General features: G+C 55.4%; 17 protein-coding genes. 12 read left to right on the plus strand and 5 right to left on the minus strand.

Annotated features, from left to right (window positions below):
- From R6U41_RS12230 to folE2, 6 genes are all read left to right on the plus strand, one after another.
- Positions 1 to 214 (plus strand): phosphatidylserine decarboxylase (locus R6U41_RS12230; protein WP_410270116.1); only part of this gene is annotated, 214 nt, incomplete at its 5' end.
- A gap of 80 nt (positions 215 to 294) precedes the next feature.
- Positions 295 to 1362: a 3-isopropylmalate dehydrogenase gene (locus tag R6U41_RS12235; protein ID WP_410270117.1), complete on the plus strand. Its 1068-nt coding sequence runs from the start codon at positions 295 to 297 to the stop codon at positions 1360 to 1362.
- A gap of 13 nt (positions 1363 to 1375) precedes the next feature.
- Complete coding sequence (greA, locus tag R6U41_RS12240; RefSeq protein WP_410270118.1) at positions 1376 to 1843, plus strand: transcription elongation factor GreA; 468 nt, start codon at positions 1376 to 1378, stop codon at positions 1841 to 1843.
- 19 nt (positions 1844 to 1862) lie between these two features.
- A complete protein-coding gene (gene rpoZ, locus R6U41_RS12245) occupies positions 1863 to 2174 on the plus strand; it encodes a DNA-directed RNA polymerase subunit omega (RefSeq protein WP_410270119.1) in 312 nt (103 codons plus the stop codon).
- Between the two features lie 17 nt (positions 2175 to 2191).
- Complete coding sequence (locus R6U41_RS12250; RefSeq protein WP_410270120.1) at positions 2192 to 2938, plus strand: ATP-binding protein; 747 nt, start codon at positions 2192 to 2194, stop codon at positions 2936 to 2938.
- 94 nt (positions 2939 to 3032) lie between these two features.
- Positions 3033 to 3821, plus strand: coding sequence for a GTP cyclohydrolase FolE2 (folE2, locus tag R6U41_RS12255; protein WP_410270130.1), 789 nt, complete (start codon positions 3033 to 3035; stop codon positions 3819 to 3821).
- A gap of 51 nt (positions 3822 to 3872) precedes the next feature.
- Here the strand turns inward: folE2 and R6U41_RS12260 are convergent, their stop codons facing one another.
- Together R6U41_RS12260 and dtd are read right to left on the minus strand one after the other, a co-directional pair.
- The gene (locus tag R6U41_RS12260) at positions 3873 to 5093 is read right to left on the minus strand and encodes a D-alanyl-D-alanine carboxypeptidase/D-alanyl-D-alanine-endopeptidase (RefSeq protein WP_410270121.1); all 1221 of its coding nucleotides are present in this window, start codon (positions 5091 to 5093) and stop codon (positions 3873 to 3875) included.
- On the minus strand, positions 5090 to 5539 hold the full coding sequence (gene dtd, locus R6U41_RS12265) for a D-aminoacyl-tRNA deacylase (protein WP_410270131.1): 450 nt from the start codon (positions 5537 to 5539) through the stop codon (positions 5090 to 5092). Before dtd ends, R6U41_RS12260 begins: the two co-directional genes overlap by 4 nt.
- Before the next feature lie 232 nt (positions 5540 to 5771).
- On the opposite strand from dtd, the gene ileS reads away from it, so the two are divergent.
- The 6 genes from ileS to R6U41_RS12295 all read left to right on the plus strand — a co-directional run bounded on the left by ileS (position 5772) and on the right by R6U41_RS12295 (position 15018).
- Positions 5772 to 8585: an isoleucine--tRNA ligase gene (gene ileS / locus R6U41_RS12270; RefSeq protein WP_410270122.1), complete on the plus strand. Its 2814-nt coding sequence runs from the start codon at positions 5772 to 5774 to the stop codon at positions 8583 to 8585.
- Positions 8582 to 9070, plus strand: coding sequence for a signal peptidase II (gene lspA / locus R6U41_RS12275; protein WP_410270123.1), 489 nt, complete (start codon positions 8582 to 8584; stop codon positions 9068 to 9070). Before ileS ends, lspA begins: the two co-directional genes overlap by 4 nt.
- Positions 9071 to 9132: 62 nt before the next feature.
- Positions 9133 to 9897: a prolipoprotein diacylglyceryl transferase gene (lgt, locus tag R6U41_RS12280; RefSeq protein WP_410270124.1), complete on the plus strand. Its 765-nt coding sequence runs from the start codon at positions 9133 to 9135 to the stop codon at positions 9895 to 9897.
- 9 nt (positions 9898 to 9906) lie between these two features.
- Complete coding sequence (gene holA / locus R6U41_RS12285; RefSeq protein ID WP_410270125.1) at positions 9907 to 11217, plus strand: DNA polymerase III subunit delta; 1311 nt, start codon at positions 9907 to 9909, stop codon at positions 11215 to 11217.
- The gene (locus tag R6U41_RS12290; protein ID WP_410270126.1) at positions 11204 to 14101 is read left to right on the plus strand and encodes a DEAD/DEAH box helicase; all 2898 of its coding nucleotides are present in this window, start codon (positions 11204 to 11206) and stop codon (positions 14099 to 14101) included. The genes holA and R6U41_RS12290 overlap by 14 nt, the downstream gene beginning before the upstream one ends.
- Positions 14102 to 14403: 302 nt before the next feature.
- Positions 14404 to 15018, plus strand: a complete 615-nt coding sequence (locus tag R6U41_RS12295) for a TetR/AcrR family transcriptional regulator (RefSeq protein WP_410270127.1) — start codon at positions 14404 to 14406, stop codon at positions 15016 to 15018.
- On the opposite strand, the gene R6U41_RS12300 is transcribed toward R6U41_RS12295, so the two are convergent.
- The 3 genes from R6U41_RS12300 to recJ all read right to left on the minus strand — a co-directional run bounded on the left by R6U41_RS12300 (position 14996) and on the right by recJ (position 18051).
- Entirely contained in the window at positions 14996 to 16039 is a 1044-nt protein-coding gene (locus tag R6U41_RS12300) for a ribonuclease Z (protein ID WP_410270128.1), read from the minus strand. The genes R6U41_RS12295 and R6U41_RS12300 overlap by 23 nt on opposite strands.
- Positions 16039 to 16464 (minus strand): hypothetical protein, encoded by a 426-nt coding sequence (locus R6U41_RS12305; protein WP_410270129.1) that lies wholly within the window; start codon positions 16462 to 16464, stop codon positions 16039 to 16041. Before R6U41_RS12305 ends, R6U41_RS12300 begins: the two co-directional genes overlap by 1 nt.
- Positions 16465 to 16548: 84 nt before the next feature.
- Positions 16549 to 18051 (minus strand): single-stranded-DNA-specific exonuclease RecJ, encoded by a 1503-nt coding sequence (recJ, locus tag R6U41_RS12310; protein ID WP_410270132.1) that lies wholly within the window; start codon positions 18049 to 18051, stop codon positions 16549 to 16551.
- Positions 18052 to 18064: the final 13 nt, after the last annotated feature.

Consider the following 18064-nt stretch of genomic DNA (forward strand, 5'->3'; position numbering starts at 1 on the left):
ACATGAAATCGCAGTGGTTCAGGTCGCCGGCCTGGTGGCACGCAGAATTATCTGCACTGTCGCGCAAAATCAGAACATGACCGCAGGTCAGCGTTTCGGCATGATTTGCTTTGGCTCCCGGGTGGATCTGTATCTGCCGGAAAATACTGAACCGGCGGTCCGCGTGGGCGACAAGGTCAAGGCGGGCCAGACCATCATGGGATATATGCAATAACACATCAGATGACACAGCGCAGCGCATCCGGGAAAAACAACCTGCAACCGCGTAATTGCAATACAAAAAAGAGGACATCAATGGGAAAATCCTATAACATCGCCGTGATACCCGGCGACGGAACCGGACCGGAAGTGGTGGACGAAGGACTGAAAGTGCTTGAGCGGGCGGCACTGAAACACGGATTTTCGTTTCAATTCAAACATTATCCCCTGGGCGGGGAGCATTATATGAAAACCGGTGAAATCCTGCCGGAAAATGTCATTGACGAGCTTCGCACCCAGGACGGCATTTTTTTGGGCGCCATCGGCCATCCGGATGTCAAACCCGGGATCCTGGAAAAAGGCCTGCTGCTGCAGCTTCGCTTTGAGCTTGACCAGTATATCAATCTTCGGCCGGTTAAGCTCTACGAAGGCGTGGGCACGCCATTAAAGGACAAGGGTCCTGCAGATATTGATTTCGTGGTTATCCGGGAAAACAGCGAAGGCCTGTATGCGGGTGCCGGCGGCATTTTAAAGCGGGGCACTCCGGATGAGGTGGCAGTTCAGGAATCGATTAACACGCGCAAAGGCGTTGAGCGCTGCATCCGCTTTGCATTTGAATACTGCCGGAAGCGCAATCAAAAGAAAAAGGTCACCCTGTGCGGCAAAACCAACGTGCTCACCTATGCATTTGATCTATGGGAGCGCGCCTTTTACGAAGTGGCCAAAGAATACCCGGATATTGAAACCGATTATGCTCACGTGGATGCCACCTGCATGTGGATGGTCAAAAATCCCGAGTGGTTTGACGTTATTGTCACGGATAACATGTTCGGCGACATCATCACCGACCTTGGTGCCATGATCCAGGGGGGCATGGGCATTGCCGCAGGCGGCAATCTCAATCCCGAAGGGGTTTCCATGTTTGAGCCCATTGGCGGCTCCGCGCCCAGGTACGCAGGCAAGCAGATCATCAACCCGCTGGCAGCCATCAGTTCGGCCCAGCTGCTGCTCGAAGCCCTGGGAGAGGAAAAAGCTGCAGCAGACGTGGAAGAAGCCGTGAAAAAAGTGCTGAAAGACGATCTCAAGGATGTGGCTGCAGGCAAAATGGGTTATACCACCGCAGAGGTGGGCAGCCTGGTGGCCGATTATATTAAAACCGGATAACAGGGGAAGGATTGTGAGACAGGTACCGATCACCAGACAAGGGTTTGAATCCTTAAAAAAAGAGCTTCACCAGCTTCGAAAAGTTGAACGGCCCGGCAATATCCGTGCAATCGAGGAGGCCCGGGCCCACGGGGATTTATCGGAAAACGCCGAGTTTTCCGCGGCAAAGGAGCGCCAGAGTTTTCTCGACGCCCGGATCAACGAGCTGGAATACAAGCTGGCCAATGCCGAGGTGATCGATCCCGACACCCTGCCAAAGGACAAGGCCGTGTTTGGCTGCACGGTTGTGCTGGAAAACATTGATACCGGCGACGAGGTTAGCTATCAGCTGGTGGGTCCGGAGGAATCCAATATCAAGGAGGGGCGCATCTCGGTTGAATCCCCTCTGGGAAAAGCCATTATCGGCAGAAAGCTTGGGGATGAAATCGTCATCAACGCCCCGGGCGGCCGCAGAAATTACGAACTTGCGGATATTGTTTAAATAAAGGAGGGTTGCACCTATGGCAAGGGTTACTGTGGAAGATTGTCTGAAGCGCATTCCGAACCGTTTTCTGTTGGTGCACACGGCAGCAAAGCGCGTCCGGCAGCTTCGGGAAGGCACCGACCGCCTGATCAAGGCGCCGAGCAACGGAGATATCGTGGCGGCCCTGCGGGAAATTGCGGCCGGAAAAGTATTTGTTACCGAACATGCCGAAGAGACCTTTATCCCGGATGACGTGGAAGTCAATGCGGGTGCCGGCACTGAACCTGAAAATCCGGTGGCATCCGGCCCGGAGGAAGACACCCCGGAACCGGATCCTGAAACCGACTGACAGGTTTTTTTGAGCACATGTCGGATTATTCCTACAAAGCCGTCAACCGGGACATGGGCCGGGTGATTCATGACTATGACCTGATCTCTGCCGGAGATCGCATCCTGGTGGGTGTATCCGGGGGCAAGGACAGCCTGGGCCTGCTGTGGATGCTTGCCGAGCGGCTGCGGCGCATTCCCATTGACTACCAACTGGTGCCCCTGTATGTGGATCCCGGGTTTGACGGTGGTTTTGCTTCAGAGCTGCAGCAGTGGTGCCGCAGGCAGCTTGACCTGGAACTGCAGGTGGAATACACGGATCACGGGATTGTGGCCCACAGCGATGAAAATCTGGAAAACCCGTGTTTTTTGTGCGCCCGCAGACGGCGGCAGCGGATTTTTGAAAAGGCGGAGGAAACCGGGTGCAGCAAAATCGCGTTGGGGCATCACAAGGATGATATCCTGGAGACATTTTTCATCAACATGTGTTATACAGGGGTCATGAGCACCATGCGGCCGGCCCAGCAGATGTTTGACGGCAAATTCACCATCATCCGCCCCCTGGCTTATGTGGATGAAGACCGGCTCCGGCGGTTTGCGGCAGCAATGGATTTTCCGGAGTTTGTCAATCCGTGCCCCTCGGGGGACAGCTCCAAGCGACGGGAAATCAAGGAGATCGTGGCGGGCCTGACCCGGGGCAAAAAAAAGATCAAAAACAACATGTTCAGATCTTTGGGCCACATCAACATGGATTACATGCTCAAACCGGCAGGCCGGCTGCGCTGATGCCCGGACCACCGGAGAAAACAGGGACAACGGTTTGACAAAAATGATCGACGAAACCGAGGCGGAACTGCGGCGGCTCAAAATTGAACGGACCATGAAAGACGTTCAGAATGAGCGCGATTACCGCAACATTGCCATCAACAAGGTCGGCATCAAGGGCCTGCGTTATCCCGTGACCGTGCTGGACCGCAACAACGGCCATCAGCACACTGTGGCGTCCATCAACATGTACGTGGATTTGCCCCATGAATGCAAGGGCACGCACATGAGCCGGTTTGTGGAACTGCTGCACCTGTTTCGGCCCAAGCTTTCCTTAAAAACCTTCTCGGATATCCTCAACCAGATGAAGGCTCATCTCAACGCGGAATCGGCCCACATCGAGGTCACTTTTCCGTTTTTCATTGAAAAGCAGGCCCCGGTCACGGGATCACCCGGACTCATGGACTATACCTGCCGGTTTATCGGCTCGGTGAACTCCAGATCCAGCGTGGACCTGGTTTCCGAGGTCCTGGTGCCCATCTCCTCGGTCTGTCCCTGTTCCAAGGAAATCAGTGACTATGGTGCCCACAACCAGCGGGGCAAGGTGTATCTGAGCACCCGGTTTAAGAAATTTATCTGGATCGAGGACATGGTTGCGCTTGTGGAGCGCACCGCCTCCTGTGACGTGTATTCGGTGCTCAAGCGTTCGGATGAAAAACATGTCACTGAAAAAGGCTTTTCCAACCCCAAGTTCGTGGAAGACATTGTCCGCGACATTGCCCTGGAGTTAAAGGCGGACAAAAACATTACCTGGTTTGCCGTGGGCGTGGAAAACTACGAGTCCATTCACAACCACAACGCCTATGCCTCCATCACAAGCGGGCAGGAGCCTTCCCTTTTGTAGATGCGGCACTGCAGTGTCACAATCCATTCTTCGGTTTCAAATCCAGCCATGTCAGTTTTGCCGGATACAGCGTGCAATGGCATTGACCACGGAAGCGGCCGGTTTTTTCGGGGTGTTGATCAGCACGGCAAAGCCGTATAGCCCGCCCTTGTGGGAAACAAATCCCACCCGGGTCTGGATGCCGCTCAATGTACCGGTTTTATAAAAAATTCCGTTTTCCTCCGTTAACAGCCCATGATACGGGGCAAATGCGCAAAGTACAGGGCCGAACATGTTTGCGCTGATTCGGTTTTTCCTGGAAATGCCCGAACCTTCGACAATCTGCGGGGATATGCCCAGCTTTTGGGCGGCAAAATCGGAAAGCACAGCCACGCCTTTTTTCAGTGTGGCCGGCGGGCTGTATTTTTCCGCCCCCAACGCCAGCAAAACCTGATTGGTCATGAAATTGTTGGAATAAGCCATGATCTGCGAGACAACCTCTGTGAGTGCAAAGGCCGACCTGTGGCAGTATACGAGTTGGCCGGTGTCCGGATTGGCTTTTGCCGCGCGGATTTCTCCGGTCGGGGCAAGGCCGTGTCTGCCGAGAAAATGGGCAAACAACTGGCCGGCGTAGATCAGGTTGTCCTGGTTTGCCGAAGACAAAAGAATCCGCCCCGACTTGGGCTGCATTTGGTTCAGTCGCTTTTTGGCAAGGGGCAGAAGCGGGGTCTGGGGCTCCGCGCTGATCCAGGTATTGTTGCGTCTTTCTGCAACCACGGTGTTGAAATTCACACACAATGCCCCGGCCGGGGCGTCATAGGGCTGCAGGGAGCGCGCCCGGGTGCCCGGAATGTCGATCCCGGGATCCGCCCATGTGTCATCCAGAATCAGATGCCGCACCCGCCGGATCCGGCCGGCCAGAATTTTGGCGATTTCTGCCACCTGTTCGCTGACCAGCAAAGGATCGCCGTATCCCTTGATGATCAGGTCGTTTTTGTCATTGCGATAAAACCGGGTTTCAAACCGGAAGCCGGGGCCCAGGCGCTCTATGGCGCACAGGGCGGTGAGCACCTTGAGCGTGGATGCCGGGATTTGCATTTGATCCGCATTTTTAGAGTACATGACCCGGCAGTCCGGGGCAAACACAGCCGCTGAATCATTCTGGCCGATCATCTGATCCACGTCCTGCCAGGTGCCGGCCGCGGCTGCTGCGGGCAGCAGCGAAATCAAAAGACAGCAGATCCATGACGTCAAAGACGTTCCGGGCACGGATGCAGTGTTTTTGGGTTTCATGATCCGGGCCTGCTTTCCACCGTCAGGGTCACCGGGCCGTCATTGACCAAACTGACATCCATCATGGCCTGAAATTGTCCGGTCTGCACGTCAATGCCCTTTTGGCGCACATGTTCGGCAAATTCCAGGTAAAAGGATTCGGCCTTATGCGGATTTGCGGCATGGGCAAACGAGGGCCTGCGCCCTTTGCGGCAGTCGCCCAGCAGGGTGAACTGGGAAACCACAAGCATCTGGCCATCCGTGTCTGCCAGGGATTTGTTCATCTTGCCCTGCTCGTCTGCAAATATGCGCAGGTTGACGACCTTGTCGGCCACATAGGAAATATCTTTGGATTCATCGGTGTCGGCCACGCCCAGCAGCACCAGCAGACCCGCGCCAATGGCGCTGATCTGTGTGCCGTCAACAGACACCGAGGCGTTTTTTACCCGCTGGACCACTGCAATCATGGTATTTTCCGGGAATTCTTCGGTTTTTGCTGTTTTTGTCGTCGTGGTTTTCCACGGCAGTCGATGGTTTTCTTTTCCGGTATAAGCTGCGGGTTTTGATCCTGTCAAGCAAAACACCCGCGCGCGCAATGTCAAAGTCCTTGACATATTCCATGGCCTTGACATAAATTTAAAAGCTTTTGAGTCGGTTAATGCCCATGCAAACAGATCCCAAGAATACAAGGTGGCTGAGATGGATTATAAAAAAACACTGAATCTGCCCAAGACCGGTTTTCCCATGAAGGCCAACCTGGCCAACCGGGAACCGGAACAGCTCAAAAAATGGGAATCGTTAAACCTCTATGACATGATCCGCAAGGATTCGGCTACCCGCAGGCCCTTTATTCTTCACGACGGCCCCCCTTATGCCAACGGCAATATTCATATCGGCACGGCCTTAAACAAGATTTTAAAAGATATTGTTGTGCGCTCCATGCAGATGACCGGCTACAATGCGGAATACGTACCCGGCTGGGACTGCCACGGCCTGCCCATTGAGCACAACGTGGACAAGGCCCTGGGGCCGAAGAAAAAAAACATGTCCGCCGTTGAAATCCGCCAGGAATGCCGCAAATATGCGGAAAAATACATTGATATTCAGCGAAACGAATTCAAGCGCCTGGGCGTGATGGGCCAGTGGGATGATCCGTACCTGACCATGAGTTATGCCTATGAGGCGGAGATCGCCCGCCAGTGCGGGGAATTTGCCCTCCAGGGCAGTCTGTTTCGCTCCAAAAAGCCCATTTACTGGTGCTCATCGTGTAAAACCGCCCTGGCTGAAGCCGAGATCGAGTATGCCAACGAGGCCTCGCCGTCCATCTATGTCCGGTTTCCCCTGGCAGATGATCCCGGGCAGATCGACCCGGCTCTGGCGGGAAAAGATGTTTCCCTGGTGATCTGGACCACCACGCCCTGGACCCTGCCGGCCAACCTGGCCGTGGCCCTGCACCCGGATTTTGCTTACTGCGCGGTGGAAATACCAGATCACGGGGTCCTGATCCTGGCCCGGGACCTGGTGGAGACTTGCATGCCGATCTTTGGGATCACCGACTACCAGATTCTGGCCAATATCAATCCCGCGGACCTTGAAAAGCGAGAATGCCGGCATCCGTTTCTGGACCAAAGCTCGCTGATTGTTTTAGCCGGTCATGTGACCCTGGAAGCCGGCACCGGGTGCGTGCACACTGCCCCGGGCCATGGCCGGGAGGACTACGAGGTGGGGCTTTCCTACGGCCTGGATGCCTATTCTCCGGTGGATGACAGCGGCCGGATCACCTCAGACGTCCCGGAATTTTCCGGACAGTTCGTGTTTGAGGCCGATTCCGGCATCATTGAACGGCTTCATGCAGACGGCATGCTTTTGGCCCGGCAGAACATGACCCATTCCTATCCCCATTGCTGGCGGTGCAAAAAACCGGTGATCTTCCGGGCCACGCCCCAGTGGTTTATTTCCATGGACCGCACCGGCCTGCGCCAAAAAGCCCTGCAAGCCATTGACACGGTGAAATGGATTCCGGCTTGGGGCCGGGAGCGGATCTATTCCATGATCGCCAACCGGCCGGATTGGTGCGTGTCCCGCCAGCGATCCTGGGGGGTGCCCATTGCCGTGTTTTACTGCGCCCAATGCGGCGAGCTCATGATCAGCCGGGAGGTGGTGGACCGGGTGTATGGGGCATTTCTGGAAAACGGGGCAGACATCTGGTTTCAAAAGGATGCCGCTTATTTTCTGCCGCAAAACACGTGTTGTGAAAAATGCGGGCACACGGAGTTTGACAAGGAAACCGATATCCTGGATGTGTGGTTTGACTCCGGGGTCAGCCACGCCGCGGTCCTGGATGCCAGAGACAACCTGACCTGGCCGGCCGATCTTTACCTGGAAGGCTCGGACCAGCACCGGGGCTGGTTTCACAGCTCTCTTCTCACCGCAGTGGGATTAAAGGACAAGGCCCCCTACCGCTCGGTTCTCACCCATGGGTTTGTGGTCGACGGGGAGGGCAGAAAGATGTCCAAATCCGTGGGCAACGTGATTGCCCCAAAGAAGGTGATTGACAAGTACGGAGCGGAAATACTGCGGCTATGGGTGGCGGCCTCGGATTACAAGGACGATATCCGGATTTCAGACAATATCTTAAAGCAGCTAAGTGACGCCTACCGCCGGATCCGCAACACCTGCCGGTTCATGCTGGGCAACCTCTATGATTTTGATCCGGAAAAAGACCGGGTCAGCTACGGGCAGATGCCGGACATGGACCGCTACATGCTCCACCGCCTGCAAAACCTTGTGGGCAGATGCACGGCCGCTTATGAAAAATATGATTATCACGTGGTCTATCACTCCCTGTACAATTACTGCACCATTGATCTTTCCTCGGTGTATCTCGATATTTTAAAAGACCGTCTCTACACGTCCCCGGATCGGTCCCGGGCCCGGCGATCGGCCCAGACCGTGATGTTTCACACCCTTTCGGCCCTTGTCCGGATCATGGCACCGGTGCTGCCCTTTACAGCAGAAGAGATCTGGTCGTACGCCCCGGACTGGCACCGCAAGCAGTCCAGCGTGCATCTGGCCGTGTTTCCCGAAATTCGTCCGGATTTCACGGATGCGGACTTGGCGGCCCGGTGGGAGAAACTGCTGCAGATCCGCGGGGAGGCCACCCGGGTTATGGAGGCGGCCAGGGCGGAAAAAACCATCGGCCATTCACTGGATGCGCACTTAACCATTGCCGCGGCCTCAACCCTTTATGAGCTGCTGGCATCATATAAACAGGATCTGCGCAGCTTTTTTATTGTCTCTGCAGTGGATCTGGTTTCCCTGGGAGATGCGGATGCCGATTTTGAGCAAACCGCTATGGAGCGCATCAAGATCCGGGTTCAGCCCTCTGATGCGGAAAAATGCCAGCGCTGCTGGGTCCATGACCCGAGCGTGGGCCACGATGAAGATCAGCCTGGCATTTGCCGCAGATGCGCTGCGTCCCTGGCCGAATCCGCTGCACAGGAGACATCTTGAGTTCCGGATCAAAAAGGCACGGGCTGTTTGCTGCGTTGACCGCTTTTGTGATTGCAGCCGACCAGGCATCCAAATTCGCCGTTGTCAGCCTGGTGCCCTTATACGAACGTATCGCAGTGGTGCCCGGATTTTTCAACATTGTTCATTACCGAAACCCCGGAGGTGCGTTCGGGCTGTTTTCAGACAATGCCGGGCTGTGGATGGCAGGGATTTTCATCCTGGTCACACTGGCAGCCCTGGGCCTGATCATTTATCTCTATGTTCAAACCCCGCCGGAGCAGCCCGTGCTGGCAGCCGGCCTGAGCCTGGTGCTTGCCGGCGCCGTTGGCAATCTCATTGACAGGCTCAGATACGGCCAGGTCATTGACTTTCTCGATGTTTATATTCGGACCTGGCACTGGCCGGCCTTTAACGTGGCAGACAGCGCCATTACCATCGGCATGATCATTTTTGCCTGGCATGTGTTTTTTAAAAAGACATTGTGAATAAGAAAAGAAATTTCAGATGATTATAAAGTTAAAATGAAAGTTTTACTTAAAGGATAAATATGTTTCCGGTATTGTTTGAAATCGGGCCTGTGACCGTTTATACTTATGGTTTTTTCGTCGCCGCGGGCGCACTGGCCGCAATCGTGTTTGCCCGGTCCCAGGCCCGGCGCTGGGGGATTGATCCGGACCGGATTACGGATCTGTGCTTTTTTTTGGTCATTGCCGCAATTGTGGGCTCCAGGCTTTTTTACGTGGCCATCAACGGGGATTATTTTATTGCCAATCCCCTGGAGGTGTTTAAGATCTGGAGTGGCGGGCTGGTGTTTTACGGCGGGTTTGTCGCAGCCTTGATGACGGCTGTGATTTTTATCCGCGCCCACAGCCTGCCGTTTTGGCTGACCGCAGATATTGCGGCCATGGCCGTGCCCCTGGGTCATGCCTTTGGTCGGCTGGGCTGTTTTTTTGCCGGATGCTGCCACGGCAGCCAATGTGATCTGCCCTGGGCGGTGACATTTCACGATGCTCACTCCCTGGCGCCCTTAAACACGCCGGTTCATCCAACCCAGTTGTATTCGGCCGCGGCCAATCTGGCCATATTCGGCCTGCTGTTGCTGCTTCGCTCCAAAAGGCGTTTTGAAGGCCAGTTGTTTTTATACTACGTCATGTTTTACGGCATTGCCCGCTCTTTTATCGAAATTTACAGGGGCGATGACCGGGGCGCGTTTCTGGCCGGCGTGCTTTCTGTATCACAGGTGATGGGATTGTCTGCTGCGGCCGCAGCGCTTGTTTTGATGATTTGGATGCTGCAAAAACAAGGGAAATGACCAGAGCCGATGAGTGAAATCAGCCACAGGCAAACAGGCCGCCACCTGGAGGCCTGCCAAAAAAACGGGTTTTCACCGGTTTACCTGATATTCGGGGAGCCCTACCTGTGCCGGCGCGCCAGACAATCCCTTGTGGAAGCGCTGATCCCCGATGAGCAGACCCGCCAGGTAAGCCTGGAGGTCATTGATGCAGGAGAAGGGCAGGGTGCCAGCCAAGCGGTTGAAAGCGTTGGTACGTTTTCCTTTTTTTCCGGCCCCCGCGTGGTGGTATATGAAGCCCCGGCTTTGTTTGGCACAGGCACCGGCCAGGGCGGGGAAACCAAAGGCCAGGGGGGCCAGACCGCAAATGACGCGGCCATTCTCGAGGCGGCCGTGGAAAGGGGTTTTCCCAAAAATCATCACCTGATAATTGTCACTTCCAGGGCGGATAAACGAAAGCGGCTTTACAAAGCGGTTGCCGCTGCCGGCACGGTCATTAACTGCGCGGTGGCCACAGGCAGCCGCAAGGCGGATCTGGACGAACAGCGGCAGGTGCTCCGGCAGCTGGCCGCCGAAACCCTCGGGCCGCGAAAAAAAAACCTTGAGCCAGCCGCGTTTGAGCACATTTTCGATCTTACCGGGTTTGATCCCCGCAGCTTTGTCAACAACCTGGAAAAGCTGGCCTTGTATACCGCGGAGCACTCCCGGATCATGGCCGCGGATGCGGCCGAGGTCCTGGAAAAAACCCGGGAGGATCCCATATACCTGTTTACCGGGGCACTGGCTGAACGCCGGCCGGATCTGGCCCTGTATTACCTGGATTCCCTGCTGGCTTCCGGTTATCATCCCATGCAGCTTCTTGCCGCGGCCGCCAACCAGGTGCGCCGGATACTGGCGGTCAAAAGCTTTGTGGAAGACACCCCCGGGGGCAGCGAGTGGAAACCATCCTTGTCCTTTGATCAGTTCAAGGCCCGGGTCCTGCCCCAGGTGATAGAGCATGACAAGGCTGTTGCCGCCTATGCTGTCCAGGCCGGGCAAGATCTCGAAATCACGCCGGGATCCGGAAAGGACAAGGCCGGAACGGATATGGTCATTGCAAAAAATCCCAAAAACGCGTATCCGGTTTACCAGGTGTTTATCCAGGCAGACCGGTTTACCGGCCATGAGTTAAGCCAGGCCCTTGCCGCCATTGCCCGGGCGGACCTGGCCATGAAAAGCACGGGAACCTCACCCCGGGCCGTGCTTGAATCCCTTATATTTTCGGTTTTCGCCCCTGTGTCTGAATCATCTGAAAAAACAAGTTCAACCACCGGCATGCATTCATACAATGTCACACCCTAGCCAATCCGGCGGCATCCATGAATACGTGGAGTCGCTCAAAACATCGGTGCGACTGGGCAGCCAGGTGGTCTATCACACCCGCCTGGCGGAAAAAAAAGCCAGATTCGCCGATTCCGGCAAAGAACCCGAACTTTCCGCCCTGCTGGCGCAAATCGGCATAAACGCCCTTTATAGTCATCAATACGAGGCCATTTCAATGATCCGCAATCGCGGCCACGTTGTGGTGGCAACGCCCACGGCCAGCGGCAAGACCCTGATCTACAACCTTCCGGTCATTGAGCGCATTTTGCAGGACCCCGGGGCCCGGGCCCTGTATTTGTTTCCGTTAAAGGCCCTGGCCCAGGATCAGCTGCGCACGTTTGTGGAGATGAGCGGGTCTTTTGCCGGATTTTCGCCCACTGCGGCCATCTATGACGGAGACACCACCGCTTGGCGGCGCAAAAAAATCCGGGAAAATTCCCCTAACGTGATCATGACCAACCCGGAGATGCTGCATTTGACATTTCTGGCCCATCACGAGAAATGGGCCGGGTTTCTTTCCGGGCTGCAGTTTGTGGTCATCGACGAGGTCCACACCTACCGCGGGATTCTGGGCTCTCACATGGCCCAGGTGCTGCGCCGGTTCCGCCGGATCTGCGCGGAATACGGGGCCGATCCCGTATTCGTGTTCAGTTCGGCGACCATCGGCAATCCCGGGGATCTGGCCTCGGCCTTAACCGGCCTGGATGTCAGGTCCGTGGAACAGGCCGGAGCGCCCGAGGGAAAGCGGCACCTGGTGTTTATCAATCCCGTGGACAGCCCGGCGAGAACCGCCATTTTGCTGCTCAAGGCCGCCCTGCACCGGCAGCTTCGCACCATTGTCTACTGCCAGTCCAGAAAAATGACAGAACTGATTTCCTTGTGGGCCGGAAGCCAGAAAGGGGCGAATGCCGGCCGGATCAGTGCTTACAGGGCCGGGTTTCTGCCTGAGGAGCGCCGGGAAATCGAGCAGAAACTGGTCACCGGCGAGCTTCTGGCAGTGATTTCCACCAGCGCCCTGGAGCTGGGAATTGATATCGGTGATCTGGACTTGTGCATTCTCGTGGGCTATCCCGGAACCGTCATGGCCACCCGCCAGCGCGGGGGCCGGGTGGGCAGATCCGGCCGGGATGCGGCCATTGTCATGATCGCCGGCGAAGACGCCCTGGATCAGTACATCATGCGCCATGCCGCAGACGTGGTCAACATGGCCCCGGAGTCGGCCATGGTCAATCCGGATAACACCGACCTGCTGGAAAAGCATCTGGTGTGCGCTGCTGCTGAAAAGCCCTTGGCCGCAGATGATCCGGTGTTTCCCGAAACCCGGGTAAAAGACAGCCTTGCCCGCCTGGTGCAAAAGGGACATCTGCTGCGCTCCGAGGCCGGGGGCCTTTATTACGCGGCCCGAAAGCAGCCCCACCGCCACATTGACCTGCGGGGATCGGGCAGCCGGTATAACATCATTGACGGAAAAACCGGGGAAAACATGGGCGAGGTGGACGGCTTCCGGGCCTTCCGGGAGACCCATCCCGGGGCCGTGTATCTGCATCTGGGAACCAGCTTCCGGGTGGACCGTCTGGACCCGGAAACAAAAACCGTCACAGTGTCCCGGGCCAACCCGAACTACTACACCCGGGTGCGGGCAAGCAAACAGACCGAAATCCTGGAGGAATACAGCCGCAAACCCCTGGGTTCCACCTGGGTGGGTTTTGGCCGGCTGCGGGTCACAGATCAGGTCACCGGCTATGAGCGTCGCCAGATCCGGGACCAGAAGCGGATCAATATCATGGCCCTGGATCTCCCGCCCCAGGTGTTTGAAACCGAGGGGCTTTGGATTGCAATTCCGGCTGGAATCCAGGAAAAAACAGAAAACGCGGAAATGCATTTCATGGGCGGCATCCACGCGCTGGAACATGCGGCCATCGGCATATGTCCGCTTTTGGTGCTGTGTGACCGCGACGATCTGGCCGGTATTTCCACCCCGTTTCATCCCCAGGTGCAGAGTGCGGCTGTTTTTGTCTATGATGCCTTTCCCGGCGGCATCGGCCTGTGCAAAAGCGCCTGGGCCAGGGCAGGGGATCTGATGGACCAGACCCTGAATGCGGTTTCAGACTGTGAATGTGAATCCGGGTGTCCGGCATGCGTGCATTCGCCAAAGTGCGGATCAGGAAACCGCCCCATTGACAAGGATGCGGCGCAATTTATCATTGAAAGGCTCATTGAGAAAAACTCAATGCAAAATCCCGATCACCGGGGAGAACAGGAGGTCCCAGGCCCTGCCATAACCACGGATTCCGGTCGGTCCGGAGCCACGCAATCGGTTTACGCCAACATCCGCCGCTACGGGGTGCTTGATATTGAAACCCAGAAAAGCGCCGAAGAAGTCGGCGGGTGGTCCCGGGCCGGTAAAATGGGCGTAAGCTGTGCGGTACTCTATGACGCGCAAAAAAACGATTTTGCGGTTTACCGGGATTATGAAATCGCGGCACTCATGGATCATATCAACAGCCTGGACCTGGTGGTGGGCTTTAACATCAAGCGTTTTGATTACCTTGTGCTCTCCGGTTATGTGACCTTTTCCTGGCAGCAAATCCCCACTCTCGACATCCTCGAAGACGTCCACACCCGTCTGGGATACCGCCTGTCACTGGATCACCTGGCGCGGGTCAGCCTGGGGGCGCAGAAAAACGGGGACGGACTGCAGGCCTTAACCTGGTGGAAGCAGGGCCGCCTTGATGAGATCATTGTATACTGCAAAAAGGATGTGGAAATCACCCGGGACCTGTTTTTGTTCGGCTGTAAAAACGGCTATCTTTTGTTTGAAAACAAGGCCGGCAACCGCGTCCGCCTTCCGGTAAACTGGTAAAAAACCATTCTTTTTCCAGCAACTTCCTATTGCAAATTTTTATGATTGTGATATTATTGTTTGCTTATGGTTTTTGCCGGCTATCTTTTTTAGCCGGCTATCTTTTTTAGCCGGCTATCGCAGGGGCTGAAAGATGTAGATCCATAATATTTTCAGCACCCGTTTCAAAAAAACAGCCGAATCAATTTCCAACCAGTAAAAAGAAATGCAAAAAACGTTGTTTATATAAACAAACTATGATAATCTGAAAAACAGGATTTTTTGTTCAAACCGGTTATCTGATAGATTCCAAGGAAGTTAAAATGCCCGAAAAATCAACATTTGAACAATTACGAGAGGATGAAAGGGAAGTCCGCAAGCGTCTGATTATTGAAGCGGCAATGGAGTTGTTTGAGGAAAAATCCTTTCATGAAATCGGCATGCGAGATATTGCATTAAAGGCCGGGGTTTCGGCAGCCTCCATATACCGTTATTTCCCGAGCCGGGATGATTTGTTCGTGGAAGCCCTGATCCGGGATATCAACAACATTGAAAATCGGCTCAGGGATCGGGTGGAAAACGGCGGCAATATGGAGGAGCTGGCCATTGCCGTGGTGGATTATCTTGTTGAAAACGAGGCCACTTTCCAAATGATGGTCCATTTCATGATCCGCGGTGAGTTAAACCCTCAGGCGTTGAAAAAGTTCAACAGCGTCCAGCGCTACTTTCTCAAGATGTTTTCCAGTGTGGTCGAGCAGACCGAGGGCTCGGACCAGCTTCGTTTAAACGCCCAGGCTTTCTTTGCGTCCCTGGCCGGCGTGGTGCTTACCTACAGGAACTACCCGGGCCGCACTGCTGAAGAAAAACGAAAGGCCATTCACCGCCTGGCGTTGATGATCATGCATCAGGGGGAGTTCAACGAGATGGAAACCGATTGAAAGCATCTTCGGTTCCGGCCGTTTTCCAGGCCTTTCTGGCCTCCTGCTCAACCCGGTCCCGGTTTCCTGAGTAGCGCGGGGAGAAGTGAAACAGGGTAAGCCGCCTTGCCCGGGCCCGGGCGGCAACCCGGCCCGCCGCAGCCGCGGTGAGATGTTTTTTGCGCCGGGCAAGGTCGCGGTCTTCATCCAGGAAGGCGGCTTCAATGAACAAGTAATCCGAATCCAGGGCCAGAGAAATCATTTTTTCCATGTTTTGTTCATGGCCTGCCGCATCTGTGATATAGACGATCTTGTGCCCTTTTGTGACCACGGTCAGCCGGTCTGTCAGCTCCCGGAGGGAAAATCGCGTTTGTGTGCTCTCTGGCGCATATTGTCGGGGGATTTCAAACAGGCTTTCCGGGTCGGATTCGGCATACAACGCCTGCTTGAACGCATAAAGCCAGGGGCCGGGCAAAAATCCCATTTCCTGAAGTATTTCCCTGCGGATGTTGACGCTGAACCGTTCCTTTATCGCATATCCCATGCACGCAATATCATGGTCCAAAATGGCCGCATCCACGGAAAAAGCCGGTTCAACGTGAATTGTCCGGGATTGAAGGCGCCGGGTGGCATAATCCTGCGGGACAAACCGGCTGCTGCAGTCAAAGATGCAGCTGACCAGTTCATTTCTGCGGATCTCGGTTGCGGTGATCCGAAGCGGGTTCTGGTAGTTTTCCACCAGGTTCCAGGTGTAGGCGGAAAGCCGTGCCGCTATTTTATCGATAAATCCTTCCGGGCCAAAGGTGTGCAATACCTTGTTTCTTCCCAGGCAGATGCGCAGGATCCGGTCAAAGCCGATAAAATGATCCATGTGCGTATGGGTGATAAACACGTGGGTGATTTTCAGGATATCTCTGGCAGACAAGGCCGAAAGATCTCCTGCGTCAAGCAGCAGGGCCCGTTTTTCATAAAAAAACGGAACAAACAGGCCCGGATCTCCGGCCGGGTCATTTACCAGGCGGGGATTGAAAAGCGGCGGCATCAGGTCATGAGGTAGCGGACAACCTGGCGGTGGATGCAGCCATAAATCTCTTCATCAGAGCCGTAGATGTCGATGATATCCGGGTGCTTGATCAGCTGCTCGATCACAAAGCCGGTGATGTAGAGAGTCACCACGTGGGGGTTGGCCACCAGGTTCCGCATGGGGGCGATCTGGAAGTCAATGTCAAAGTCATCTGCGCGCGAAAGCCTTTCCAGGCAGTATTCTATCTGCTCGCGCACCGCATGGGCGTTGTTGGTCTCCACCAGGCGGTTTTCCAGAAGCTTTGCGGAAATGGCATTGGCAAGGGCTCCGACCACTTCCCCCACGGCGTGGATGGCCCGGCGCCGCTCGTATTCCTTGGATGTCTCAATGCGGGAAATCAGGCGCGACTCCCCGCTGTTCTCCGGTCGAAATCGTTTGGACATAACCGATTCCTTTTCCTATGGGGTTTTGAAAAAAACAATAGATTTGCATCATAAAGCCATACCCGTTGGATTTCAAGAAAAAACTCAGGAGTTCTGGATTTGCAGAGTTTCAGCGGTTTCTTCGATGATCAGCTGCAGATCCTTTTTGCCGTTGTAATAATTCCAGCGAAGGCGGAAGGCGACCCAATTCAAATGCCGGGGCAGGGGCTGCTGCGGGTCAATATTAAACCACACTGCAGGCAACGTTTTTTTTGCCCTGGATTCGGGCTGGCGCAGCATCAGACGCAGGTGCCGGCCGCCAATGATTTTTGAGAAAACCACTTCCACGTCTTTTGCCGCAAATACCGGCTCCGGGTTTTGTTCACCAAAGGGCTCCAGGCCGGCCAGCTCATCTGCAAGGGTTTCGGTGAGGGCATCAAAGGAGATCTCGCAGTCCACCGGCAGCCGGGCGGCAAATGCCGATTCCGGGCAGCAGTCGCGTATCCGGCAGGCAAATTGGGCGCAGAAATCCTGAAACTGCCCGGGCCGGGCCGAAAGACCGGCTGCCATGGCATGGCCGCCAAAGTTTTCAAGATAGTTGGAACACGCCGAAAGATGCTCGTATAAGTCAATGCCGGGCCGGCTTCTGGCCGATCCCTTCAACATGTCCGCACCTGCGGCAAACAGCACAACTGGCCGGCAGTATTTGTCTGCCAGCCGTGAGGCCACAATGCCGAGCACGCCGGGATGCCAGTCCGCATCGGCCAGAACCAGGGCCTTTTGATCAAGGATTTGCGGCGACTGTTCCAGATACATTTCAATGCGTCGGAGAATCCGGGCCTCGACATTCTGGCGCTCGGTGTTTAGGTTGTTGACGTGTTTGGCAAGGACTCCGGCCTTTTCGTCATCATCTGTTGTCAGCAGTTCCACGGCAATGCGGGCGTGCTCCATGCGGCCGGCGGCATTTAAGCGCGGGCCCAGGCGAAAAGCCAGGTCCTCGGTTTCCAGGGAGGGTTTGGTGATGCCGCAGACATCCACAAGTGCCCGGATGCCGGGTCGGGGGCTGTTGTTGATGCTTTGCAACCCTATTTTTGTGATAATGCGATTTTCATGGATCAGGGGCACGATGTCGGCAATGGTGCCAAGGGCCACCAGATCACAGATTTCCTTTAAATTCGGCTCAGGAATGGTTTTGAAAAACCCCTTTTCCCGAAGAAGCTTGCGAAGCCCCAAAAGCAGGGCAAAGGCCACGCCCACCCCGGCCAGGTGCTCCAGGCCGGCCTCACAGTCGCCTCTTTTGGGGTTGACCACCGCACATGCCGGGGGGATGTCGTCAATGTCATGATGGTCCGTGACAATGACGTCAATTCCGGCCTGCCCGGCCCGGTCCACAGCCGGCCGGCCTGCAGAGCCGCAGTCCACGGTCACGATCAGGTCCGCACCCAAAGGCATGGCCACCTCGTCGATGTGCTCCGGCTTTAACCCGTATCCCTCGTCGATTCTGTGGGGGATGTGAAAATGCACGTCCGCGCCGGCCCGGCTCAGAAAATCCACCATGATGGTGGTTGGGGTTATGTCGTCTACGTCATAATCGCCGATTACGAAAATGAGCTAGATTACT

Source organism: Desulfosalsimonas sp. (genome assembly GCF_046483245.1).
Taxonomy (GTDB): domain Bacteria; phylum Desulfobacterota; class Desulfobacteria; order Desulfobacterales; family Desulfosalsimonadaceae; genus Desulfosalsimonas.